The following is a 25,240-nucleotide window of genomic DNA, read 5'->3' as shown; positions in this document are numbered from 1 at the left end:
GCGCTGATCTGCCTAATCAAAAGACCCGTATCCTAAGGAATACGGGCCTGATCAATTTTATACAGTTAAGCGGTCTAAACCCGCTATTTTATCTTCTATTGCTCTTTCGTTATCTCTTTAAGCATTTCACTCGCATTCTTTCCGGTGGCACCTTCAGGGTCCATAGAAAGCGCCTTGCGGTAATACTCGATCGCTTTTTCTTTTTGTCCTGCTTTTAAATAACCTTCGGCCAGGCTGTCCCAGGCATTGGCAGAATCCGGGAATAATTGGGTAACAAAAGTAAAAACCGCAACTGCAGTCTCATGGTCACCTCTTCCCAGCATATCATAGCCGGTCTTATTCAGTTCTCCCTCGAAATCAAAAAACTGGTAAGCCGGGTCATTTATCATCCTTACCGCTTCTTTCTGAAGTTTTTCCATTTCCCCTGCTAGGTACAGATCGGTCATATATTGCATAGGATCAGTTATATACTCAGAATCCGAGAAAGACAGGCTAGCATCGAGAACCGGGTCTCTGTTTTCCTTATAATCCTCAAAGCTCATATCGACGGCTATTTGCGGAGCAGTCCAGGGTCCGTTTTCCCATTGTGGCTTGTCCTGCCACCAGGCAAAGGATAAGAACATGGGGATCTTACTGTTCGGAAGTTCTACCCGTCTGTTATCACCATAAAAGTTGATGTTCTCACCCGTAGGCTCTCCTATAAATATGGCATTCGTATAATTATCAAACTCGTTAACCAGGTTCTGACAGGCAGAAAAAGTTCGCCTTCCGATGATCACATACAGCTTCCCGACCTGATTTATTTTTTTGGATTCAATAATACGGGTAATAACAGCTTTGTTTTTATAGTTGTTTCCACCTCCATTCAGGCGTACATCTATCACTAGCCGTTCTACATCGTTATTTGCTATAAAATTGAAGACTCTATCGTAAAAATCCGGAATGTTTTCCGAAGGATCATCCTGTATCTGACTGTGTCTTACATATACTGTTTTCTTTTCCGGAAGATATTCGTAATAATATATTTTATCAAGGTTCTTAAGGTATAGAGGCGTCTTATCCTGCTTGCGCGCATCCAGCCAGTCACCTTCCTGCTGAACAAATCCGTATTTTATAGGAGCTCTTTCATCAGCAGACATCACCTTCACCGTCTGTTTAAAAGTTTCAGTCCCTTTTTTCAGGCTAAGCTCAACATTATCTGACAATTTATCGATCACCCCCTGTGCATGCAGTATTTCCGGACTTATCATATACCGTAATCCGTATGCCTTAAAGAACTGATCGTTCTCGGCAGGTACAACGGGGTAAACAGCTTTTAGCACATCCTCAACAGGAACGCCTGCAACAGCTGTTACTTTTGCTCCCAATAACTGTTTGTAATCTTTGTGCACTCCCTGTACATAGATCCCATCTTTAAAATAGTACAGATTAAGCGGCAAACTATGGAATTTCCCCGGGATACTTCTGAATCCGAGAGCCGTATGCCCGTATTTAAACGAAGAAATAATCCTGGCTAGGCCTACAATTATTTCATGTTCTTCTAAAGACGGAATGGCTTTGGATAACTCACTGACTGATTTATCAAAATCGGATGCGGTGGTTTTTTTAAATAAAAAGGAATAGTCCGAATGTATCGTATTCTGAAGGAATTTAAGATCGTCCTGCCACTCTTCGGCAGATTGCATGTTTTGTGCGGTCGCCTGCATAGCAAAGCAACAAAGCACCATAATAATTAGTTTTTTCATTTTGACCGGTTGTTGAATATATTATAAGGATATAAATTGTCCTGAAATGTTACACCTATACAGGCATAACATTGACTTATTAGCCTCAAAAAATCAGGCCTTAAGTTGTTTAACTATAAAATATAGTGAATTTATCCCATAAAGGAGGAATCTCCATATAAAAACAGCACTAGTCAAAAGGAAGCAGATCCGGTTTTAAATAAATGGTTCTGGCCGCTTTGGAATTAAAAATATCAAAACTGTAATGACTACCGATCAGTTTTTTAAAGTTGTTTTTTAAGTCCGGGAACTCGCTAATAAAATCTTTAAAATTATCTGATCCTGACCGCTGCATAAAATGATCAACCGCCCTGATGGAAGCGATAGTCAGGGTTGTATTGTACTTATCTTCAGCTCCCACAAAACTTACAAAAGCTTGTAGCTGTGCCTGAATGTTTTTTTCGGCTTGTTCAATTCCGTATTCCTTAATATGTATCCATGCCAGCCTTAAGTGTGCCTCGTGACTAAAATCTAACGGATCCAATTCACAGTTCGCAAACTGTTTTTCGAATTCCTTATCTGTTAATTGAAAATGCTTTTCCATTCCGTTGTATTATACTGTTTTAAGAATACAAAGTAATGGAGCAGCAGCCTCTTTCTCATTTACATTTGTCGATAAATTGTTTTCGGGCCCGGCTTAATTGAGTGGGTGTTATTCCGAGGTAGTTTGCTACATAGTAATGCGGGATACGATTGATCAGATTCGGGTATTCTTTAAGGAAGAGTTCGTATTTTTCCACAGAGCTCAGATTTAAAAGCGATACTAATCGCGACTGTAGCTGATCATTCAGCTTTTGAAATTCCCTGGTGATGATTTCTGTAATCTCCCTGTCTTTATTGACCCAGGACATAACTTCCGCATAATCGGCAATAGAAATCTCGCAGTCTTCCATCGCCTGGATGGTCATCGTCATACTTATATTCGGAATATAGCTCCCAATAATCACATCGCCTTCCTGATAAAAATGAGTGGTTATTTCATCGCCTTCATCATTATAAACAAAACCCCGCATCACCCCGCTTATCAGTTTCCCTATTCGAGTACACGGCTTCCCATATTCAAGAAAGACATCCCCGTTTTTGAGGTATTCGGTTCTGTGTAAAGATTCGTCAAGGGTGCTCCTATGATCCATAAGGTTACAATATTCAGTAGTACCGAAGGTACATAAAATTGAGACTTGGGTTCTCTATCCTATTTGAGGTTTTCTTTAACTTTCATTATCCTGTCGTACGATTCCCTGATACGTTCTTTACTGATCTCCCCCTTCTCTACCAATTCTATGATATGATCTACGGCTTCCTTAGGGATCAGTTCATCATATTCCAGGTTATTACCAAAAACCAGTACATCCACACCGGAATTGATCGAATTTTTAAGGATGGTCTCCGTATCGTAAAGCTTATTCACAGCTTTCATCTGCAGATCGTCCGAAAATATCAATCCCCTGTATTTCCATTGATCCCTTAAAATATCCTGAATGATCTTTTTGGAAAGGGTAGCCGGATAATCAGGATCGAGTTTGCTGTTAAAGACATGAGCCGTCATAATACCCATGCGGTAATCCATCTGACTTAAGCTTTTAAAGGGTTGAAGCTCTTCCTCCGACCAGTAGGCTGTAATATCTGTAAATCCTTCATGCGAATCGGAATCCGAGCTGCCATGTCCCGGAAAATGCTTTAAGGTAGAGATGATCCCTAAAGAATCATGTACCTGTATCCATTCTTTGGCATGGGTGATCACCAGTTCGGCATTGTCTCCGTAACTTCTTTCGTATTTTCCGATCACGGGGTTCTGCGGATTAAGATCTATATCCACTACAGGTGCAAAATTTACATTAAAGCCCATAGTCCTTAAATTATGCGCATTCAGCGAAGCGTAATAACGTGTGGAATCGGGATTATTGATCTTTCCGAGATATGCAGCAGAAGCAATTTGAGGAAAGCCATATTTGGGTTTAAGCCTGTTTACCAATCCTCCCTCCTGGTCTACCGCCATAAAAAGCGGAGTTTCCGACCGTTGCTGGAGATCTGAGATAAGTGACCTTAGCTGTTGCGGGGATCGTATATTTCGGTTGGCAGATCTGCTTACCAGGTCGTAATCAAACAGGATTAACCCTCCCACATAACCACTGTCTATCTGATTGAGGATCTCCTTATCAATACTATCTACTTCCATTCCCCTGAACCCGATCATGATCATCTGACCTATCATTTCTTTTAATTCGGGATCAGCAGATCGCTCTTTATCCTTCCCACAGGAGAATATCAATATACCCAGCAGTATTACTATAAGCTTTTTAAACATCTTTTGGATTTAAGTTCCCGTAAATTTATGTCTTTTCCCATTTAATCCCTTCCGGCAATACCTTTAATTGCCATGATATTGAAGAAATTTAACGGTTATTCCGATTTCGGAGTGACACCTATACTAAATTACGTTTCAACTATCCCTTTCAGCTCAATTTTCATCAAATAAAAAATTATTTCATTAAATTCTTCTTAAGAGAATGCTTATCAGTACTTTATAAAAATCGAAGAATAATTCCATTGCATAAAAGATGAACAGTATGTCATAAAATCAGAAAGTCATTCTAACAAAAAAGGAACTATTACGAAATAGTTCCCTTTATAAATTATTCTCCCACAGTAAATAGGTTCTGATACTCTTTTGAACAGTTTGTTCCTTAAATAGCTTCCTGTAATAACCGGATCTTATTATGTAAATCGGTATTTAACTCTTTATCTGCAATTCCCTCTTCAGAGAAGTTGTTATGGAAAGAAGGCAGGGAAAAATCGGCAACGATATTTCCTCCCAAATGTGGAAAGGATGTTTTAGCGGTCTGAAGCACCGTAGCTCCTCCCCTTGCTCCTGGAGATGTTGCCATTAATAACATGGGTTTGTTCTTCCATACTTTCTGATGGATCCTCGACAACCAGTCGAATGCATTTTTAAAGGCGGTAGAATACGAACCGTTGTGTTCCGCCAGGGAAACCACCAGGCCGTCTGCAGACGCGATCAATTCGTTAAACCTGTGTGCATCTTCCGGAATACCATTATCCTTCTCTTCATCTATCCCGTACAGAGGTAAGGCATAATCATTCAGATCTGCAACCACAACTTCCGAATTATCTATTTGCCTGGCTGCATAGGTTGCCAGGGTTTTATTGATAGAACTTCTGCTATTACTTCCTCCAATGGCTACTATTTTCTTCATTTTTGTTCTCCTTTTAATTTTTTGATTAAGTTTTTTAAAGTTTCTGCTTCCTGCTGACTGAGGTTATTCTTCATAGGTTTATGGAGCGCTTCAACTTTCCTGTTCAGTTTTTTTAATAATGCTTCTCCTTCCTTTGTTATCACTATATCCATCTTTCGCCGGTCGTCCGGACATAGCGTCCTTTCTACTAAACCTTTCGCTTCCAGCTTGTCGACAATACGCGTAACATTACTGGAGCGCTGTACCATACGATCCAGGATATCATTTACCGAAACAGCTTTTCCCCTTGCTCCCTTAAGTATTCGCAACACATTAAACTGAGGTTCATATATCCCGAATTCCTTTAGCTCCCTGGATACTGAATCTGTCATCCAGTGACCTGTTCTGATAATTTCGAAAACAGCTTCGTAATAAGAATTCATTACACCTACATTATTTGTAGGTACAAATATATTAGGTTATTTTAAATAATACAAATATGTACTATCTGTCTTTACAAATTAAACTGAAACTGACTTCTATCCTGCTTTAAAACCTGTAACCCAGTCCGATACCTAAAGCTTTAAACCGGGCATCGTCTACCGGAGAAAGGATATCGCCAAAAATAAGAATGTTATCATTGGCCCTGTCGGTAATTTCAAAGGCATACCTGGCTTCTATAAAGATCCTTTCCGTAATATCAAAACCAAGGCCGAAACTCAGATCTATACCAAACGTTCGAAAAGGATCTCCGAAGGCATTATCGTCGAGCAGTAAAGTAGCCTGCGGGCCTGCCTGAAGGTTGAATCTTTCCCCCAGATAATACTTAAACAATAAAGGGATATATAAAAACTTACTATCCGTTCCATTCCCATAAAGTACTTCCGGTTGAAAGCGGAACTTTTCATTAATATCTATCTCTGCTAGTACTCCCAGGTAAAACCCGTTCTCTGTGTCTTTAATTTCAAAACCACTTGTATCCAGTTTTCCCTCGGTATACAGATACCCCGCCGTAAGACCAAATTCTACTTTCTGGGCATTTGAAATAAAAAGGGAGCCCAGAATTGCAATAATGCTGATTGCCAGTGTTCTCATAATTGTATTGGTTGTTTTTGTATAAGATGCCGGATCAGGAAAATGGTTGCTCTTCTGTGAGAAATTATATGGAAAACCTCCCGAAATTAAAACCTGCTCTTCAGGGTGTTCTTGGTCACTTTTCCCAAAACGTTTCTGGGAAGTTCCTTGTTGATAAGGTATTTGCGGGGAACTTTATATGAAGGCAGGTAGCTTTTAAGCCAATCCGATAGCTGTTTAAAGTCGATCTCATTTTCCTCTGTCACAATACAGGCTGCTACTATTTCTCCCCATTCGGGCTCGGGGATCCCCACCACGGCGCAATCTTTTATAAGTTCGTGCTTTCTAAGAACATCCTCAATCTCCAGGGCAGAGATCTTATATCCCCCCGATTTAATAATGTCTACACTATCCCTTCCGAGGATCTTATAGGATCCCTCATTCAGCACCGCTATATCTCCTGTGATAAACCAGCCGTCCTCCGTAAATGCTTTCCGGGTAGCTTCTTCCTTTTCCCAATACTCTTTAAATACACATGCGCTTTTCACCTGTATTTCTCCTGCAGTACCCTCTTTTACGGGTTGGTTATTCTCATCTACCAGGCGAATAGAAACTCCGGGCAGAGGTAATCCTACATGCCCCGGCCTTCTTTCTCCTCTGTACGAATTAGAGAGTCCCATTCCTATTTCTGTCATCCCGTAGCGCTCCAAAAGGGTCATTCCGGTAATTTCTCTCCATTTTTCAAGTACAGGAACAGGTAATGCCGCCGAGCCGGAAACCATTAATCTAAGCCGTGATGCAGCTTCAGACATCCGGTGCTTCTCATTAGCGCCGGAAGCTTCCCAAAAGGCAATTAATTTATAGTAGATCGTAGGCACGGCCATAAACAGGGTCAGTCTTCCTGAACTGATGACTTCCCATACCTTCCCGGCATCAAATTCCGGTAGAAACTCACAGCAGGCACCTGTCCACAACGCACAACTCATTACATTAATAATCCCGTGAACATGATGTAGGGGCAGGATGTTCAGGATATGATCGTCCTTTTGCCATTCCCAGGCATCTACCAGCGTACTGATCTGCGATTCAATATTGGCATGGGTGCTTACCACTCCTTTCGGTTTGCTCGTAGTACCACTGGTGTACAGGATCATGGCCCTCCTTGTGTTTTCTATATCGGGTAAGACAGCAGAGGCTTCTTTCATAATCTCATCTATCAGAAGCAGGCGTATCCCTATCTCTTCTTCCAGGGGCCTGAGAAAAGCTTCGTAATCCCGATGTGTTATAACAATTCGGGCTGCCGTATCCTCCAGCACATATTTAATAGATGGCAAAGGATGTAACACACAAAGAGGAACAGCAATCCCTCCCGCTGCCCAAATACCCCATTGTACGGCAGTGTATTCGAAGGAAGGCGGAACCAGAAAAGCAATACGTTCTTCTTTCAGATCGTCCTGTCCTGAAAGTAATTGGGCAGCAACATTCCCGGAGGATCTTAAAAGTTCATGATAACTAAAGGATCTCCCGTCAGAGACAATAGCTTTTCGCTCCCCGTATGAAGCGGCTTTTTCTAATAGCTTGATCATCGGCTAAAATTAAGAAAAGCATTTGGCAAATTGCAACATAAACACGGAAGAATATCACTATTTCCTTTCCTGATCTCTCTACTTCCAAAAACAGCTTCCAACGTTATAATCAAATTGGAAAAGCACCTCGAAAACTGCTATAAACATTGGTGTTTACGTCCTATGAACCATGTTTTTTTTAATCTGAATTTTCCGCTTACATTTAATTGAAAAGCAGGGTTTTTAGTTGAAAGTTGATGAAATATTGACCCTGAATTAAAAAGAGTAAAATGAGTAAAACAGATTTGGTAAAAGTGTACAATTCTCAAAGCAAAATGTACAAAAAAGGGTTTAAAACTTTTCTAAAACACACGGATCAGAAAGTGAAGCTATTAAAATGGCTGGAATCGTATATAGAGGCCTTACCTCAGCGATATCAGTTTATCGATGCAGGAGCCGGGACCGGAGAGCTTACCTCCTGGGTGGCCCGTTACTTCAATTCTACACTGGCCATTGAACCCAATGAATATTTACGCAGAGAGTTTCGCAAAAATTTCCCCCGTTGTCTGCTCTTACCCGGCTTTATAGCCGAATCCAAAGTACCGGCGGCAGCCGATCTGGTACTTTGTTCTCATGTGTTTTATTATATAGATCCTGCCCTGTGGATGCTTAATCTTGAAACACTCGCATCCTGGCTAAAACCCGGAGGCGTTGCCCTGATCATTCTTCAGAACGGGCAAACAGATTTTAATAAGATGTCCGGGCACTTTCTCAATAAACACGCAGATCTCAACTCTCTTGCAGATCTGTTTAAAAAGAGACACGGAAAAGCCTTCTCCCTGAAGATGGATACCATATACGCTTATTGCACACCTCCCGATATCTGCTCCGCCTATATGGTTACCGAGTTTATGCTTAACCTCCACCCTATTATAAACCCGCCGGTACGAAAGGATGTCAGGGCATATATTGAGAAGAACCACCTCAACCCTCAGGGAACCTATAGCTTTCATGCCATCAGGATATCCTGCAAATTCGCAGGAAGCCTTAATTCAGGTGAGGAAGTCTTCTCCATATCCGATCCATCGAAGAGCTTCCATAAAACTTCCTCTTTAAAAACTCCGGCAGTATGTGACGCGGTTTACTGTTAAACTTTTGTTTACAGCCGTAAATCAGTGTTTTATGCCTTTACTTTTCTAAAAAAAACAGCTAAATTTATTATTGATTATTACCATCGATTAAAATTGCTATAACTATTAAAAATTAACACTATGAAATTGAAAACACACACTTTTGTTTTTGTATTAATCGCATTGATCAGTTTAACAACAGTAAGGGCACAGACCAAAGATAAGGGGCCGTGGTGGCCGCATCCTATCTGGGGAGCCGGTGATCAGGCCGGAGCATCTAACTGGATCACTCCCGAAAAAGTCCTCGAGGCCACAAGTCTGGTTAAAACCGGGAAAGTTTACGAACTGGGGCAGGTATACGAGACCGGGATGCCACTATTCGGCGCCCGCACCTACGAACTAAGAAGTCCCGGGGCTCCGACAGGTGGGCCTTTTGGAGAGAACAAGCTGGTTTACAACGATGAATTCATAACCACAGAGATCGGCCAGGTCGGGACTCAATTCGACGGTTTAGGGCATATTGGTACACGCCTGAAGTTTGATGATGGTAAGGAACGTGATGTCTTTTACAATGGTCATACGGGAGATGAGATATACAGTCCTTATGGTTTAAAGCAACTGGGAATTGAAAATATAAAACCTATTATAACCAGGGGTTATCTGATAGATATTGCAGGTTATAAAAATGTTGAGGCTCTCGATCATAGCTATGAGGTTACTCTGGCTGATGTAAAAGGGGCTATGGAAAAGCAAGGGATCAAAGAAGCCGATCTTAAAAACGGAGACGCGCTGTTCTTCAGATATGGCTGGTCGAAGTATTGGAATAACCCGGATAAATACAATACGAATCCTCCCGGGATCGGTATGGAAGTAGCCCGTTGGCTGGCATCCAAAAATGTATCCATGATCGGATCTGATCAGTACGGGACGGAAGTTGAACCCAGCTCAGTACCCAATGCGGCCTTTCCTGTGCATCAGTTCCTGATAAATCAACACGGTATTCTGAATCTGGAAAATCTCACCTTCGACAGTCTTGCAGAGGACAGGGTCTACCAATTCATGTTTGTTTTCACCCCGGTTCCTTTTAAAGGTGCAACGGGATCTCCGGGACGCCCTATTGCTATCCGATAAGTATATTTAAAAAATAAGCCCTGTCGCCGTCGGGGTACAGGGCTTTTTCACACATTGCCACTTCAATGGTTTTGGAATAAATCACGTGTGAAGGATTATAAAAACTCGTGGTTTCTCAGTATTTTAAAAATTAAGGACCTGTACCAGGGGCTTAAATCACAACAAAAATGGTTCTCCGCTACAGGTCCTCTACAAAAAGAAGAATTCGTAATTATCTCGAAATTACACATACAATTAATTTTCAAATCAAATCTTCTTTTTGCCCTCCAATAAACATCCTACAAAACGATACGTCTTTTTTTCCATTACCAAAGAAAGTGTATATCAGAGTTCCGATACCTGTTCCAGTAAAATAGAGATTATGAAAAGCGTAATAACCAGATACAACCCTTCTTTACCTTCTTTTTCTCTCAACACCCTGTGTGTGCTCCTGTGATAATCCTGTCAGGAATAAATATTGGCAATCAGAGACAGAGCGCAGAAAATCACTTTAGCGATGTTCCAGATCATTTTGCAAATGCTATGAACCTAAAATACTACAGAATACTAATCGTTTTGACAGATTTTCATCAAATACAATTCTGTTTCACGAAATCATTTTCAGAAGGTTGATTATCAAATGTTTAAAAATAAGACAGAGTGATTTTATGTCATGAAAATACATAGGTAGTCTATCAACTGTAGAATTTAAAGGAGGTCGCTGGAATGATCACGGGTTTTCCCTGAAATAATCTCTCATCAATGCCCTAAGTTGGTTATTGGTCATACTATCTGTTTTTTGCACGGTTCTGATCTTAGCGGCGATTTCTCTATATGATTCTTTTAATTCTTTATCCAGCTTCTGATAGGTTTCTGCCGGGCCGTAAATAGCAATCACTTCTGCCGTTTTAAGATAATCGATAACTCTCTTAAAATAATCTCTTAACTGGTGTTTCTGACGTTCCAGGTATTTGCTGTCCTGAACCACATCCTGAGGCCCCCATTTAGTCTTTGATCGGGAGCCACCGTGTACACGATAATTTTCCACCCCGGAGAGAACGGTTATAAATTCTTCCTTTCCTTTATTGATCAATAATAGGTGTGCCTTTTCTTTATCTATCCAGACCCCTGCTTTTTTCATTTGTTTGGTTTTATTGTTTTAAAATATTCTCATGTTCAATTTTAATAAGAGATCTTAGCCGTATCGGGCATCACCAAAAAAGGTATCTTCACATGAAACCCGATAGAGTCTACATTTTGTTTTAAAAGGAGACGCTCAAGAAAAGAGTGCTTTCTCTTCATCATTGCAAGCATATTAAAATCGTTATCCCTGATATAATTGTGTATGGCATCGGGCATAAGTTGCTTGTGAATTTCCTTAAAATGATGATCTGTTTCCTCAAGGCACTCATCGAGAAATTCTCTGTTAGATTTTTGTTTTTCCGTTAATTCCCTTTCACCAACAACATGCAATACAGTAATCTTTGCATTACGGGCTTTAGCCATCCTGATCATCGGTTTTAACTCTCTTCTTTTGTAAAAGGTCATATAATCGGTTGGAAAAAGTATTTTTTCCAGTTCATGGAACATGCTCTTTTCGGGAATTACAAGGACAGGTACTTTAGCTTTACGGATAGTGAACACCGCATTAGTACCAAGAAATATCTCCTTTGAGCCTGTAGCTCCCTGGGTGCCCATAACTACGAGGTCTATCTTCTCTCTTGCCACTACTTCATTGATCTCGTCGGTCAGAAGATTAAAAGCGGACAGGCATTCATATGAGTGCTTGGAGTTGGAATAACGCTCCTTTACGTTCGTAAGTGTCTTTTCCAGCCCGGCAAGTGATATCTGCCTTAGAGCATCCGGAGTACTGTACATGGCAACCCCTCCCATAGTATAATCCGTTCTGTAAAAATGAGGGATATAAGTATGGAGGAAATAAAAAGTACACTCCTCATCCTTAAAAAAATCCAGAGCGTAGCAAACAGCATTCCAGGCATTAGATGAAAAATCGGTGGGTACTAATATTTTTTTCATGATTTCTTTATTCTTTTATTAAAATTACGGATCAGGTTCTGCTTATTCCATGATAATTATCAGGCAAAGAACATACTTCAGGTATCCCTGTTTAGTTGAAGGGTTTAATCTTCCTTACTTCAGGCAACCTCATTTCTAAAATAGTAGATATCAGCGACTTAAAAAATGACAAATGTCATAAGGCCCTCCCCGGGTAGAAAAGATAATGGGAGAGAAAACATAAGCTTTATATCTAACGATATCCATCAGACACAAAGCAAAGAGATATTGATCCACCTCTGTAAATAGCTGTTGTATTAAACAGCTCTAAGACGGTAGTAAAACATATTCTAAACCAATCGGATTTTAAGCAAATGCGGGTAGCTCGTATTTCGGACGGTCATCCTCAAACTCAAACAGTTTGGAGTAATCCATTACATTTGGAACCCCGTCAAGTTTGCATAAGAACTCCACTACCGCACAGAGCGCGTTAAATAATAATTCTTTGTCTGCGGGGTCCTTTGGTTTTTTAGCATTAAATGCCAAAGGGATCTCATATCCGCAAGCGGTAAGGAACACTGCTTCAATCTGAAGTAGTTCCGAGGGAGAATAACCGAATACCTTTCTTCCGAAAGCTTCATTTAACTGTCCAATATAACTCAGTTGCAGGGAGCCGTGTCCGTTTGTGAGATGGGTCCAGGTGGTCGTATTATCGCAGATATTCCCCACTGCACAACTCATCCGGCACTCCGGATGTAAAGTATTCGTGTGAAAGGCTGTATATAGTTTGCTTATAGCGTTTTCCAGTCGTTGTGATATTTTCATAGCGTATTTCTTTAATCAACACTCTAAATTACGCATAATTTGCTAGTTTTCTATTAAATAATATACAAAAAACATGTGAGTAGTGAGTACAAAGTATTAAGTCCCGATAGCTATCGGGATGAGAAGGGTGTCACTTCGAGCGCAGTTGAGAAGTTGGAATTTGGTTGTTGCTCTTTCGTCAAGACTTCAGAGCACGTTGTTAGTTGTTGGTTGGTGGTTGTTAGCGGTCAGTATTGTCCCCTTGAGGATTTCGTTCTCCCCTGGAGGGGAGAAAACAAGAGGGGTACACGAACCACCCCGCCTACCTAGAGGTAGGCACCCCTCCTTTGAAAGGAGGGGAATTTTGTATATCTCCTGCTTAAAAAAATTCCTTCCCTTAAATAAGGGAAGGTGGCTTTAACACAGTTAAAGACGGAAGGGTTAAATCTGCAGGAAAAAGTATCGAGAACAGTTATAAAGGATAAACACAAAATTCGATTCTCGATACAATCCCTTTGGGACCACTCGAATTGACAAATTTTGATTTCACTCATTTGGGATTTGATATTTCTTCATATATGTGGTAAATGTGAAAACACAGCAGCTTAAACATTCTCTGAACAACTATCCTAGCTTAAATTATTTATCCGATCTTGTATATGAAGGAGTTTGATTTTCTTGCTAATATAATCCTTGTCGAGGCAGTCCAATCTGAATGCGACCTCTTCTTTATAGGTGGGTTTGGTAGGGTCTTCTCTTTTGGTTTCCCTAAATGATAAAACGTGCTTTTCTATGGTCGGATCAAGGAATAGTCCCAATCTGGATTTACATGAGTTACAGATCGTATAACCATATAATTCTTCGAGTTGGTTTTTGGAAGTATCTCCGCATTTATAGCATTGTTCCTGAGTTTTTTTCATCATTCAATTTTTATTAGATCCCTATATTTCAAAAATACGATTTAGTTGTTAATTAGCATTACGTAGTGAGTCCCGATAGCTATCGGGATGAGAGAAATGTCAGTTCGAGTTTTTTCCGCAGGAAAAAGTATCGAGAACAGTTATAAAGGATAAACACAAAATTCGATTCTCGATACAATCCCTTTGGGATCACCCGAACTGACAAATTTTGTTTTCATTCATTTGGAATTTGGAATTTGGAATTTGTTAATTGTTAATTGATCATTGATCATTGCTCATTGCTAATTGCTTTACTCACCTGGAATGCCCTGGAGATATTAAAGCCGAAATGAATATCTCCTTTAAAGAAATCACCTGTGGTTTCGGCAATAAACCCTTTTTCTATCATGGAAACCGCATTGGTAAATATAAGCTGGAATATATGTCCGCCTGTTTCTATATCTACTCCGAAGGCGATGGAATTCTTAACGTCTCTGGATTCGAAGGGGTTCAGATTGTAATAATACTCTCCGTTCAGAGACACCCTCTTACTGATCTTAACCCTGGTCCCTGCCCCCAGAGCAAACATATTGTGAGGATCGTCCGGAGAATTCACCCGATTAAAATGTATAAAAGTCGGTGCCAGTTGAAATGAAAAATTCTGATTGAACTTCCGGGCTATCAGGATCTGACTCGTATAACTAAGCCTTCTTCCAAAAGTAGCATCGCTCTCGTCTTCAAAATCATCTATGGTCTTAATCGTCATACTGCCAAAAAGAGTTGCACTGATGGGAGAAGCCTTTTTTCCTGTTTTCTGTCGAATCAACCTGTATTTGACATATCCATCATAGGTCTTTTCAAAAGAACTTCTTCCGACTGCCAGTGTGAGTCGATCGTTAAAGGCATATTCGAATGCAAAGCGGATATTGGAATCGTCCAGCCCGAAAAACTCATCAAAACCGGAGTTGACACGGTCAAATCTGTGAGAGATCAGGAATTCGAGCACTCCTTTTTTCCTCGTTTCTATAGAATGTCCGTTCAGTAAACGGGTACCGTTAAAGCTTCCTAAAACCAGCTCCGTCCCGTTTGCGGATTCCTTTTCTAAAATAGCTTCCAGTTCCTGCGAATTCGCTGTAAACGAAAGCAGACCTATAATAATGGTTAAGAGAAAATATTTCATGATTTTATTTATATGGTTTGTGGTGTAGTTCAAAACTGACCTTTACAATTTTGGCAATATTATCCCTTACCAATGCAGGGATCTTGATATTGTAATCTGCAACGACAACATTAAAATCTCCGCTAAGGGTAATTTTATCTGCTTCTATTCTAACCTGAGCTTTGGTACTGACTTCCTTTTCAACACCGTGAATACTGAGTGTCCCCGAAATTTCGGTTTCATAAGGGTTCGTATCATTTAATTTTATTTCCGCGATCCGGCCTGTGAACTTTGCCTTGGGATAGATATGCGATTCTACATAATTCTCATTAAAATGCTCCCGCATCAAGGCTTTTTTAAAGGTAAAAGACCGCATTAAGAGCTGTATTGCAAGCTCTCGGCTCTCCGTATCGATCACGCTTAACACCTGGTGGTTATCGGCTTTTATATCCTCTATCAATGCATGCGAATAAAAGGAAATATGGCCGTCCTTAGTAAAATACCTGGTCTGGGCATTAACAGCTACAGTTGCCAGGAAAAAACACAGGCATATGGTATAAAGTTTTATCATGATCTTAATCTTTTAGTATGCATTTAATCATCATCACATCGATCAGGTAGCCGGTACAAACGCCCTTTAAGGTTATTTGCTGCTCTTTTTGTAAGCGGGTTACTTTTGAGTTTTCTTCCGGAAGCATATGGCAAATAATGCCCGATTCCGTTTCATTCCCATACAGGCTTATTACATGGTATTCCATTACCTTCTTTATTTCGCTGATCCTTCCGCTTACCTCTATGATACTTTCGGAGTACTTTTTATTCGCCAGGGCCTCATCCTTATCATAATCCGCTATAAGATTACCGGCAGACAGAATGTAAGTAGCCTCTGCCCTTCTGATATGGGCATAAGGTTTACTGTTGTAAAGCAGGTATATTGTTATTCCCCCAACAAGGAATACCAAAGCAATTAGTGTGATTTTGAGTTTTCTTGAAGCCATATGCTAATTGTTTTGCGCTCCCTGTTCTACCCAGCAACGTATATCGTTTATCTCCTTATCGGTAAGGCTGCCTCCCAGGGGCATTCTTCGCGACTGAGTAACTTCTCTCACCAGGTCTGCAAGGTTGTTAACGGCATTAAAGGTGGTCAGGTCTGGAGCACCGGGCTCGGTGCCATCACCATTGTGGCAGGGCATACAGTTTAGATTGATCAGCGGACGGATTGTTGTAGTATAGGAAACCGGATTTTCACATTGAACATCTATTGGCTCTTCCTCATTTTCCACAAAATTTTCGCAGGAAGCCAGGAACACTGAAAGCCATAGAAATAGACTGAAGAATTGTTTTTTGGTCATGGCCGGATTGTTTTTGACTGTTTCAGGAGTCAAAGTAAGTCCTCTGTAATCCGGGGATCAAATAAAACTTTCCGAAGGGGAAAAACGAGCTTTGAAAAGGAAATTTCCGTGTTAAAATTTCCGCTGAAAAAGGGTCGATGTCATCTTTTTTTCTTCAAATGAAGGACATAGGTGAAATTAAAGCCGAAATGCAGGTTCCCGTCATTAAAATTAAAATTATTGAAGGTCTGAGTACTAAAATTACCTACTTCTATATTTCTTGCATTGGTCAGGTAGAACTGTAGGATCACATCGCTGGCCTCCCAGTTCACTCCTATCGCAAATGCATCAAAGGTATCTACAGCCCGTATAGGGTTGGTGAGATAGTGATACTCCGAAACCACTGCTAAATGATTGTTCACTTTATATCTTGCTCCCAATCCCAGGGCAAACAGATTCTGACGATCTTCCGGAAACAGTAGCGAGCCCCGGTGAATATAGGTTGGTGTTAGCTGAAGGGAGAAATTGGGAGTAAATTTCCGCGCTATAAGCAGTTGACTGGTAAATGATAACCTATTGCGAAAATTATCTGTGGCTGTTATATTCGGATAGGAATCGCTCCGGTAGCTTGCATTCTGAAAAAGGGTAATACTAAAAGGAGCTCCTTTTTTATCTGTTCTTTGCCATATAAGCCTGTATTTCAGGAAACCGTCAAAGATCCCGTCCCAGGTGGTTCCTCCCAAACCAAAACTAAGCCGGTCTGAGACTCCATATACAAGGCCTATTCTGGCGCTTACCTTATCTGCAATGAAACTTTGTGTCCGTCTGTCGGGAATATTCCAGAACCTGCTCATAAACTGCCATTCCAGAACTCCTTTTTTGCGTGTTTCTACCGATTGCCCGATAGCAATACGTGTGGCTTTAAAGGTAGCCAGCGTATAAAGCACAGTATCTTTCTGTTCCTGCTCTATGAGTTTCAGCAGATCCTGTGCGCTCAAGCTGTAAAATCCGCTTAAGAACAAAAGAAGTATTATATATAGCCTGTTATTTTTCATAGGGTATATATTTAAAACTGAATGTCACAGAAATGGTTTTGGCTATATTCCTCGCAAGAATGGGAGGTACTTTAATTTCATAATCTTTGATCCTTAGTTCAAAATCTCCGGAAAGGACATAGGTTCTGCCCGTTTTCTCTATTTTGGTCTTGATCTCTGTTTCTCTGGTAACCCCGTGAATGGTCAATTGTCCTTTTACGATCCGTGTCTGTTCTCCGTTAATAGAAGGATCGAAATCCTGTATCTGTCCCTGGAAGGTGGCTTTGGGGTAAATATCGGATTCTATATAACTCTCGTTAAAATGTTCTTCCATCAGCGACTTTTCGAAAACGAAAGCCCGCATCAGCATACTCACAGCAATCTCTTTTTTGGAGAGGTCAATAATGCTCAGCACCTGGTTATTGGTAGCCTGAATGTTCTCTACAGAGGTATATGAAAAAAACGACGCCTGCCCCTGACGGGTTATGTACTGATCAGGTTCCTGAGCGCACCCGATCCGTACTATCAATATGAGTATTAGCGTAATGGTTTTATTCATTTATTTTTTGGTTAAGCAATACACAGTTTAACAGGATAGCATCTTTTAGAAATCCCTTGCATATACCTTTAAGGAGGACTTTTTGACCTGGCTTCAGCTTTTTCACCTTCTCAATCTGATCGGGTTGCATATCGCACATCAGGCAGGACCACTTATCCCCTCCCTGCAAAAATACGGTATAACGATCATTTAAATAGGTGATTTCGTCAATAATCCCCTGAACCTCAATTACTTTCTCTACATACCGGTTGTTTGCCAGAGGTTCATTTGCTAAAAAAGATGCCACCAGATGCTCCGAACTGATACGGATCTCCGCAGGGGTTTTGATCATATCAACCTCCTTAAAAAATATACGGTACAAGCCGGCATAAAGTATGAGCAAGCCCACAAAAAAAAGTATTGCAATGTTTTTGATCAACTGCTTTTTCATCCCATCAAACTTTTATCTCATGCCAACTCCCTTCAATATGCATTTTAAAACCCATAAAGCAAATCAATTAATGTTTTGCAATATGGGTTTTCTTCGGTAAACCGGGAATACGGGTCTTTTTCATAACAACCAATTCCCACTACAGTGATACAGGATCAACAGATCACTATTTTATTCTCAGTTATTACCGCTACCTAAGGTGGGGGTAGTATCTTCACTCCAATCGGCGGAGGTATCTCCGGTACCATCATAGGCTATACTGGACCCTACTGCGACATTGGGGACAAATCCTCCGGCATCCCAGATACCGGCATCAACGGCAACACTTTCCCTTGCATTCCCTGCTGCTCCCCATTGTACAAAGTCCCTGATGGTAGAAGAATCGGCAAAATTACTGTCGTTTATATACAGTCCGATCGCACCTGCTGCATCCGGGGCATCCAGGTTTACTGCCGAAACCACCAGGAACTCTCCCGGTGCCAGGCTAATATTTCCGCTTATGATATCGGTCATAGCAGGATCGCCAATCCTGAAATAAGCTCCGGGACCGAAGCACAACCAGTAATCGGTCAGATCTACGGGTGTATCACCACTGTTGTAGAGTTCTATCTGATCATCTACGAGATACTCCACCTCATTTATAACAACAGAACGTACCGGAGGAGTAACCGAATTTGCCGCTCCCAGGGTAGGTGTTGTAGTTTCCGCCCAATCTGAAGCTGCATTTCCGTTTCCGTCAAATGCAATACTGTTATCCGCATCAGAAACGACCTCTACAAACTCTCCTGCCGTCCAGATTCCTGCTGCTACCGCAACATTTTCTCTGGGGCTGCCATCGACTCCCCACTGTACAAAATCAGCCAGGGTATCAGGGTCTGCGAAATCGGAATTATTCCTGTAAAGCCCCAATCCTCCTTCGGCCCTTGGCATTGCATATGTAATTACCAGGTATTCTCCAGGTGCCAGGTTTGCATTTCCTTGAAGTTGCAGGTCCCCTATTCTTCTATAGGTTCCCGGCCCCAGGCACAGGAAATAACTGCTGAGATCTACATTGACATTCCCATTATTAAAGAGCTCTACCTCATCACCCAGGTAGGCTACCTCATTGATCACTACGGATGGATTACCCGAAGGCGGGGGCGGCGGAGTTCCACCATCATCATCGCCAGAGCAACTCCAGGCTGCAAAAATTACCGTTAACACTAATAGGTACTTTTTCATCTTATTATGCTTTTAAAGGTTAAATCAGTACCAAAAGAACATATTAAGGCCGGGGATACATAAAAAAAGAGTGTGAAAGGGAAAAACAAGCCTTAAGAGGGAATAATTCCGTTTTCGGGAACAGGTAAAGCGCTTCTTAAATCTGATAATCATACAGTTACAAATTATAGTTTATCTTAGCATATACTATTGAACATTGTCATCCCATAACCCCCGTGTATCATGAAAAAGGACAAATTGTATTTTTTTACTTTTTTAGCGATATCCGTCATATTTATCATTATTGCCGGGATTTCCATCAGGTACTTTATACAGGCCAGTGCCAATCAGTTATTAAACACCCAATTGGAATCGAGTAAGAGAGAGGCCAAGGAGATAGCCAGTCTCATTAGCTATCAACTGGCCAGCGGACTCCCGAAAGATTCCATTATAAATAATATTCAGAAAACCATAGAGAACACAGACCTGGAAACGGGATCAATCAGTATGTTCGATTGGTCGGGGATTGAGATCTGCAACCCGGACATCAAAAAAGTGGGGCAACAGTTAAGCCCTAATGAGTCTTTTGTTTCCGGTATAAAAGACAATATAAGTTCCGAAGATTTCTACGATCTTCTGATGAGCAGGCGCCAGGTGGGTGGTATCCGCGATTTTGGGAATGCAGAACGGGAATCGGAGATCATCTATCTCTATCCGGTGGATAATTCTGATTGGATCATCGCAGCCCATGCCAATATTACCCGGATATACACCCAGATCGACGGCCTGAGGAATACCTTTTATGTCATTTTTACCATTATGGGCTTCTTTATTATCCTGTCTTCGGTTATCATGGTTCGCCTTATCGGAAGTGCGTATGAGAAAAGGCTGGAGCTCAAAAATCAGAAGCTTGAAGATGAGATTATCAACCTGGCCAAATTAAACAGTGCCCTGGAGAAATATCAGCAGAGGGCTATCGATGAAAAACCGCAGATCAATACGGTCGGGAAAAAGACGGAAAAAGGAAAAAAGAGGATCCTTACCTATTTGCGAAATGAGCTCTTACCGGTTCCAACGGAGGAGATCGCCTATATTTTTACCGAGCACACCATTACCTATGTGGTAAATTTTGACGGTAAACGCTCAACTACCAATAACAGCCTGGATGAACTCTTCTCCAATTTAAATGAAAGCGATTTTTACCGGGCCAACCGCCAGTTTATTATTGCTATCTCCGCCATAGAAAAGATCATCCGCTACGGAAATAACCAGCTAAAGATACTGGTGAGTCCCAATTCTGAAGTAGATGTAATTATCAGTAAGAACAAAGCAGCAGAATTTAAACAATGGCTTAATTTGTGAAGTAGTAGTTATGAGTACAAAGTATTGAGGTTCATAGATTATGAATGTTCAATTTTAAATGTTGAATGTTGATGTTTTGGTTGTTAGTTGTTGGTTGGAGGTTGTTAGTGTATAGTCTCTGGAGTTGTCATCTCGAGCGCAGTCGAGAGATTGGAATTTGGGTTTTGGTTGTCACACCTTCACTAAAGTTTGCGCCTCCGCTGGAGCTATGGCGGCACGCGGGCGGTGTACGTTGGTGGTTGGTGGTTGTTAGTGTATAGTTTCCAGAATTGTCATCTCGAGCATCTCGACTACGCTCGATACAGGCTCGTCGAGAGATTGGAATTTGGGATTTGATTATTAGTTGATTGTTTTTAGTTGTTAGCAATTGGTGATTAGCATTGTCCCCTTGAGGATTTCGTTCTCCCCTGGAGGGGAGAAAACAAGAGGGGTGTATCTTAAGTACTGGACACAAAGAATTGAATATTAAGAGGAATGTCAGTTCGAGTTTTTTCCGCAGGAAAAAGTATCGAGAACAGTCATAAATGGCAAACACAAAATTTGATTCTCGATACAATCCCTCTGGGATCACTCGAATTGACAAATTTTGATTTCACTCATTTGGAATTTGGTGCTTGGAATTTGGTTGTTAGTGCATAGTTTCCAGAGTTATCATCTCGAGCATCTCGACTACGCTCGATACAGGCTCGTCGAGAGGTGAAACTCAAAAATACAAATACCGAATCTGAACCTAAAATTCAAATCCGGCATCTGCTTAAGGTGGAGGATCAATCCCTCTCCTCTCTGTTCACCCTTTGATTGATAATTATTTATTGATTATTGTTCACTGTTAATTGCTCATTGCTCATTGCTAAAGCATTTCTCTCCTTCCTCCGTTATCAAACACTCTATAGTACTTCCCTCCTTCTATCATTAATGCTTCCGATCTCCTTTTTGGCCAGCTTTTGCTATAGTCCTTAGGATGGTGAACATCTATTCCTATAACTTTCCCCTGGAACTTGCGATTTACTTTTCGCTGGATCGTGTGTCCCACGATTACCGCTTTGGCATCAAACTTATCCAGTCCGCGTTCTACTTCTTCCTGAGTCAGGTTTTCTCTAAAATAACCGCGGTACCACGACGGGCCAATTCTGGTAGAAACAAGCATTTGTTCCGTACTTTTTGTTGCTTTGGGATAGTAAGCCTTGTAATAGTTCTTTCGTACGGTTTCATTAAGTTGTTCCAGGCTAATGTTTGTATCGGCAAGATCGGGATGAAGGCCTCCGTGGGTAAAAAGATTCCCGTTAATACGTTCTACGGTATTCTTACTGCTCAGCCATCGCCCTATAAAAGAATCGGAGTTATACAGTTCAAATTGCTGCTTTTCCAGAATATTGGAAACTGCCAGGTATTTGTCGGAAGCAGCCCCATAATTCCCCTGAAGGTTCTTTAATTCATGGTTCCCCAGAATAAAATGTACCATTCCGCCTTTCTTTTGAGCTTCCTGTTCCAGTTTATAGATAAACCAAAGCACCTGGGTTGTCGAGAAGCCCCTGTCTACAAAATCGCCTACCAGAACCAGATGTCCATTTCCGAAGGTCCAGTTTAATTCGGCATCAATCACCTTACTGTTGATCAGGAAATCCCTGAAGGTTTTGTATCCGCTTTCAATATCAGATATAGCCAGTATTTTATTTCCGTCATCATAGGTAGTTTTCGGAGTTTTAAAATCTGTTTTCAGGGAAAAATTAAAATCCGTGGCATCGAGTGAAAAATAACTGGTAGCCTCGATCTCGGAACCGATCGGATATTCTTTTTTATCTACATAAAAGCCTTTATCGCGATTTCCCCTGATATGGTTTACGCTTAAAACACTGTCATTTTCAAAAAAGACATAAGGTCCTTCCTTCTCCATGTTCCATTTTCCGGGCCTGTCTGCATAATTCAGGCTCGCCCCCATATAGAGCCCGATCAGAACAGCTGTGATTCCCAATACAAGGATGGTTAGAAATAAATGTTTGAAGTATCTTAATAATTTAGTTTTCATTTTTTAATGTTTTTAAAGGATTGAGTAGCAAACTTAGATCCTGCCTAAGGCCTGGAGTAATAAATGTGATAAACAGACAGTTAAGGAACACAGATAACCCGCAGTTGTATATTAAGGGATTTGATCCCGTTTCTGAAGAGGTTGATCCCCCTAAAATATACGTTTGTCAACTTCTTTGGCTGCCATGTTTTATTTAAGTAATATTGGACATGCAATTTTTGAGAAAAAGATTTAGATGGATATTGATGGCGGGGATCGGAGCCTTGCTGATCGTAATGGAGAATTATGATACCGAGCCTTTTTTCTCCCTGTTTACCTTCATATACTTCATGGTCATATTTTTCTGGATCATCCGGGAATTAAGGTCGCTGATCAGGCTGAGAAATGAAAAAGCCAAAACCGAATTGCTTCACCTAAAAAGTCAGGTGAACCCTCATTTCTTTTTTAATACCCTGAACAATCTCTACGGTTGGGTGGAAAAGGACGGTAAAAAGGCCCAGGAACTTATCCTGAAACTATCGGATATGATGCGATACAGTATTTATGACGGGCAAAAGGATTGGGTTACTTTGGAGGAGGAAATAGACTATCTGAAGAATTATACCGAATTGCATCGTATGCGTTATCACAAGGAGATAGACATTCGGTTTAATGTTAATATAGAAACCGAAGGATATAAGGTGATGCCCCTGTTGTTTATTATTCTCCTGGAGAATGCCTTTAAACACGGAGTAGAAAACCTTAGAGAAAATGCCTATGTTCATATAGAGTTCAACGCCACTTCAAAAAGCATACAGTTTATTGTGGAGAATAATTTTGATGCCGAAGATGTTCGCGAAGGAACCGGTATCGGGCTGGAAAATCTAAAGCGTAGACTGGAACTCGTGTATCCTTATAAACACTCCCTGACCTTTTCTTCTTCCGGAGATATGTACAGGGCCAGATTAATTTTAAAACACTTATGATAAAATATCTGATCATCGATGACGAATTTGTAGCCCATGATATTATTAAGGGATACTGCGATCTGCTTCCGAATATGAAGCTCATGAAAAACTGCTACGATGCCCTGGAAGCATTTGAGTACCTGGCAAAAGATGAAGTAGATCTTATCTTTCTGGACCTGAATATGCCTAAGCTAAAAGGTTTTGAATTCCTGAAAACGCTTCCCTCTCCGCCTAAAGTTATCGTGACGACTGCTTATAAGGAATACGCCCTGGAAGGCTACGAACTCAATATTACGGACTATTTACTCAAGCCTTTTGGTTTCGAGCGATTTCTGAAAGCCATTAATAAAGCAATAGGCTCTGCCGGGAAATTACCAACACCGACGGTTAGCGGAGAACCTGTTCCCGAAACAAAAAGCATCTTTCTTAAAAGTGATAAAAAGTATATTCAGGTAAATATTGATGACATTCTCTATATAGAAGCAGCAGGAAACTATACCAAGGTGTTTACCCAAACAGAGATGATTACCGTTCGGGAAAAGATATCCGATCTGCTTGGCTCATTTTCGGGAGACGACTTTATGCAGGTTCACAAATCTTTTGCAGTGGCAGTAAAACACATCAAGAGTATAGAAGGAAACAGGATCTTTATCGGAGAACATATTGTTCCTATCGGAAAGCTTTATAAAATGAATGTTTCAGGCTTACTGAAATAACCCCATTATCCCGATTTAAAAGTTTCTAACAGGAGTTTGTTTATTTTTCTTGTTTTCTACGGATGGAATACCGTTTTTAATTTCTTTATTTTGATGGTACTAAAACCCACCAATGAATATTGCAGAGTATTTAAGGCGACTCCGTTTCTCTGATGATAGCCGGGCAGATAAAGATACTTTTATCCGCCTGCATCGGCAGCATATTCTCAATATTCCGTTTGAAAACCTGGATATTCAGAATAAAAGGGAGATTGTTCTGGAAAAAGAAGCTCTTTTCAAAAAAGTAGTCGATAGGAACCGGGGCGGGTTCTGTTACGAGCTTAATTATTTATTCCATTGGCTCCTGAATGAGATCGGGTTTGAGGTAAGGATCATTTCTGCAAGTATATTCGATGATCAGGGGATACTTGGGCCTCCTTTCGATCATATGGCTTTAATAGTAACTATTGAAGGGAAATCCTGGCTGGCAGATGTGGGTTACGGAGACCTGTTTATCGAACCTATACAGTTGCTTCCCGGGTTAAAACAAACCGATAAGGCGGGTGTTTTCCGTATAGACCGCTCCGACAATGGCAAATATCTCCTTTCGGGAACCGCTAAGAACGGAAAGTTGGAAAAGAAGTATGTTTTTGATCTGCAGGAAAGGCATATCGCTGATTTTATGGAGGAATGCGAGCTTAAACAACATACTCCCGATTCTCATTTCGTAAAAAACAAGATCTGTACCCTGGCCACGTCAGACGGGCGTAAGACCATTTTAAACTCCAAATACATCCGAAGATCAAACGGAAACAAAACGGAAACTCCGCTGCTTACCGAAGAACAGGAAAAGGACATCCTGAAAAATGAATTCGGTATCCCCGATTAAGGAGTCTTATTTCCGATTGTTATAAACCGGTA

At 40.9% G+C, this 25,240-nt stretch carries 27 protein-coding genes; 6 read left to right on the top strand and 21 right to left on the bottom strand.

All coding sequences use genetic code 11. The annotated features are described in order from the left end of the window. Window positions 1-95: 95 nt before the first annotated feature. The 8 genes from GWK08_RS08450 to GWK08_RS08415 form a co-directional block, all read right to left on the bottom strand. Entirely contained in the window at window positions 96-1,745 is a 1,650-nt protein-coding gene (locus tag GWK08_RS08450; protein ID WP_163606502.1) for a tetratricopeptide repeat protein, read from the bottom strand. Window positions 1,746-1,914: 169 nt separating this feature from the next. Continuing rightward, window positions 1,915-2,328 (bottom strand): hypothetical protein, encoded by a 414-nt coding sequence (locus GWK08_RS08445; RefSeq protein ID WP_163606501.1) that lies wholly within the window; start codon window positions 2,326-2,328, stop codon window positions 1,915-1,917. 55 nt (window positions 2,329-2,383) lie between these two features. After that, window positions 2,384-2,917 (bottom strand): Crp/Fnr family transcriptional regulator, encoded by a 534-nt coding sequence (locus GWK08_RS08440; protein WP_163606500.1) that lies wholly within the window; start codon window positions 2,915-2,917, stop codon window positions 2,384-2,386. Between the two features lie 59 nt (window positions 2,918-2,976). After that, window positions 2,977-4,089 (bottom strand): glycoside hydrolase family 3 protein, encoded by a 1,113-nt coding sequence (locus tag GWK08_RS08435; protein WP_163606499.1) that lies wholly within the window; start codon window positions 4,087-4,089, stop codon window positions 2,977-2,979. Window positions 4,090-4,468: 379 nt separating this feature from the next. Continuing rightward, window positions 4,469-4,999, bottom strand: coding sequence for an NADPH-dependent FMN reductase (locus GWK08_RS08430; protein WP_163606498.1), 531 nt, complete (start codon window positions 4,997-4,999; stop codon window positions 4,469-4,471). Then, complete coding sequence (locus GWK08_RS08425) at window positions 4,996-5,421, bottom strand: MarR family winged helix-turn-helix transcriptional regulator (RefSeq protein ID WP_163606497.1); 426 nt, start codon at window positions 5,419-5,421, stop codon at window positions 4,996-4,998. Before GWK08_RS08425 ends, GWK08_RS08430 begins: the two co-directional genes overlap by 4 nt. A gap of 106 nt (window positions 5,422-5,527) precedes the next feature. Further along, entirely contained in the window at window positions 5,528-6,073 is a 546-nt protein-coding gene (locus GWK08_RS08420; protein WP_163606496.1) for a porin family protein, read from the bottom strand. 86 nt (window positions 6,074-6,159) lie between these two features. Next, a complete protein-coding gene (locus GWK08_RS08415; RefSeq protein WP_163606495.1) occupies window positions 6,160-7,638 on the bottom strand; it encodes an acyl-CoA synthetase in 1,479 nt (492 codons plus the stop codon). 269 nt (window positions 7,639-7,907) lie between these two features. On the opposite strand from GWK08_RS08415, the gene GWK08_RS08410 reads away from it, so the two are divergent. Together GWK08_RS08410 and GWK08_RS08405 are read left to right on the top strand one after the other, a co-directional pair. Then, window positions 7,908-8,768 carry a class I SAM-dependent methyltransferase gene (locus GWK08_RS08410; protein WP_163606494.1) on the top strand — a complete coding sequence of 287 codons (861 nt, stop codon included), beginning with the start codon at window positions 7,908-7,910 and terminating at the stop codon, window positions 8,766-8,768. Window positions 8,769-8,888: 120 nt separating this feature from the next. Beyond that, window positions 8,889-9,878, top strand: a complete 990-nt coding sequence (locus GWK08_RS08405; protein WP_163606493.1) for a cyclase family protein — start codon at window positions 8,889-8,891, stop codon at window positions 9,876-9,878. A gap of 709 nt (window positions 9,879-10,587) precedes the next feature. Here GWK08_RS08405 and GWK08_RS08400 read toward each other — a convergent pair. From GWK08_RS08400 to GWK08_RS08345, 12 genes are all read right to left on the bottom strand, one after another. Further along, window positions 10,588-10,998 carry a hypothetical protein gene (locus GWK08_RS08400; RefSeq protein WP_163606492.1) on the bottom strand — a complete coding sequence of 137 codons (411 nt, stop codon included), beginning with the start codon at window positions 10,996-10,998 and terminating at the stop codon, window positions 10,588-10,590. Between the two features lie 41 nt (window positions 10,999-11,039). Further along, a complete protein-coding gene (locus GWK08_RS08395; RefSeq protein ID WP_163606491.1) occupies window positions 11,040-11,894 on the bottom strand; it encodes a universal stress protein in 855 nt (284 codons plus the stop codon). 345 nt (window positions 11,895-12,239) lie between these two features. After that, window positions 12,240-12,698, bottom strand: a complete 459-nt coding sequence (locus tag GWK08_RS08390; RefSeq protein WP_163606490.1) for a Na(+)-translocating NADH-quinone reductase subunit F — start codon at window positions 12,696-12,698, stop codon at window positions 12,240-12,242. 608 nt (window positions 12,699-13,306) lie between these two features. Further along, window positions 13,307-13,600, bottom strand: a complete 294-nt coding sequence (locus tag GWK08_RS08385; protein ID WP_163606489.1) for a hypothetical protein — start codon at window positions 13,598-13,600, stop codon at window positions 13,307-13,309. Window positions 13,601-13,865: 265 nt separating this feature from the next. Next, a complete protein-coding gene (locus GWK08_RS08380; protein WP_163606488.1) occupies window positions 13,866-14,756 on the bottom strand; it encodes a DUF5777 family beta-barrel protein in 891 nt (296 codons plus the stop codon). Window positions 14,757-14,760: 4 nt separating this feature from the next. Next, window positions 14,761-15,306: a YceI family protein gene (locus tag GWK08_RS08375; protein WP_163606487.1), complete on the bottom strand. Its 546-nt coding sequence runs from the start codon at window positions 15,304-15,306 to the stop codon at window positions 14,761-14,763. Between the two features lie 4 nt (window positions 15,307-15,310). Then, window positions 15,311-15,733: an OB-fold protein gene (locus tag GWK08_RS08370; protein WP_163606486.1), complete on the bottom strand. Its 423-nt coding sequence runs from the start codon at window positions 15,731-15,733 to the stop codon at window positions 15,311-15,313. A gap of 3 nt (window positions 15,734-15,736) precedes the next feature. After that, window positions 15,737-16,087, bottom strand: coding sequence for a c-type cytochrome (locus tag GWK08_RS08365; RefSeq protein ID WP_163606485.1), 351 nt, complete (start codon window positions 16,085-16,087; stop codon window positions 15,737-15,739). A 140-nt stretch (window positions 16,088-16,227) separates the two neighbouring features. Continuing rightward, window positions 16,228-17,121 (bottom strand): DUF5777 family beta-barrel protein, encoded by an 894-nt coding sequence (locus GWK08_RS08360; RefSeq protein ID WP_163606484.1) that lies wholly within the window; start codon window positions 17,119-17,121, stop codon window positions 16,228-16,230. After that, complete coding sequence (locus GWK08_RS08355; RefSeq protein WP_163606483.1) at window positions 17,111-17,659, bottom strand: YceI family protein; 549 nt, start codon at window positions 17,657-17,659, stop codon at window positions 17,111-17,113. Before GWK08_RS08355 ends, GWK08_RS08360 begins: the two co-directional genes overlap by 11 nt. Continuing rightward, window positions 17,652-18,089, bottom strand: a complete 438-nt coding sequence (locus GWK08_RS08350) for an OB-fold protein (RefSeq protein WP_163606482.1) — start codon at window positions 18,087-18,089, stop codon at window positions 17,652-17,654. The genes GWK08_RS08355 and GWK08_RS08350 overlap by 8 nt, the downstream gene beginning before the upstream one ends. A gap of 177 nt (window positions 18,090-18,266) precedes the next feature. Next, complete coding sequence (locus GWK08_RS08345; protein ID WP_163606481.1) at window positions 18,267-19,310, bottom strand: lamin tail domain-containing protein; 1,044 nt, start codon at window positions 19,308-19,310, stop codon at window positions 18,267-18,269. A 222-nt stretch (window positions 19,311-19,532) separates the two neighbouring features. On the opposite strand from GWK08_RS08345, the gene GWK08_RS08340 reads away from it, so the two are divergent. After that, the gene (locus tag GWK08_RS08340; protein WP_163606480.1) at window positions 19,533-20,651 is read left to right on the top strand and encodes a LytR/AlgR family response regulator transcription factor; all 1,119 of its coding nucleotides are present in this window, start codon (window positions 19,533-19,535) and stop codon (window positions 20,649-20,651) included. An 850-nt stretch (window positions 20,652-21,501) separates the two neighbouring features. Here the strand turns inward: GWK08_RS08340 and GWK08_RS08335 are convergent. Next, a complete protein-coding gene (locus tag GWK08_RS08335) occupies window positions 21,502-22,677 on the bottom strand; it encodes a metallophosphoesterase (RefSeq protein WP_163606479.1) in 1,176 nt (391 codons plus the stop codon). 218 nt (window positions 22,678-22,895) lie between these two features. On the opposite strand from GWK08_RS08335, the gene GWK08_RS08330 reads away from it, so the two are divergent. The 3 genes from GWK08_RS08330 (at window position 22,896) to GWK08_RS08320 (ending at window position 25,208) form a co-directional block, all read left to right on the top strand. Beyond that, window positions 22,896-23,642, top strand: a complete 747-nt coding sequence (locus GWK08_RS08330) for a sensor histidine kinase (RefSeq protein ID WP_239524889.1) — start codon at window positions 22,896-22,898, stop codon at window positions 23,640-23,642. Then, on the top strand, window positions 23,639-24,340 hold the full coding sequence (locus tag GWK08_RS08325; protein WP_163606477.1) for a LytR/AlgR family response regulator transcription factor: 702 nt from the start codon (window positions 23,639-23,641) through the stop codon (window positions 24,338-24,340). The genes GWK08_RS08330 and GWK08_RS08325 overlap by 4 nt, the downstream gene beginning before the upstream one ends. A gap of 112 nt (window positions 24,341-24,452) precedes the next feature. Continuing rightward, window positions 24,453-25,208: an arylamine N-acetyltransferase family protein gene (locus GWK08_RS08320; RefSeq protein WP_163606476.1), complete on the top strand. Its 756-nt coding sequence runs from the start codon at window positions 24,453-24,455 to the stop codon at window positions 25,206-25,208. Window positions 25,209-25,240 lie beyond the last annotated feature (32 nt).

The sequence above is a fragment of the Leptobacterium flavescens genome (assembly GCF_010671605.1).
GTDB lineage: Bacteria > Bacteroidota > Bacteroidia > Flavobacteriales > Flavobacteriaceae > Leptobacterium > Leptobacterium flavescens.
This window is presented reverse-complemented; position numbering and strand designations above follow the sequence as displayed.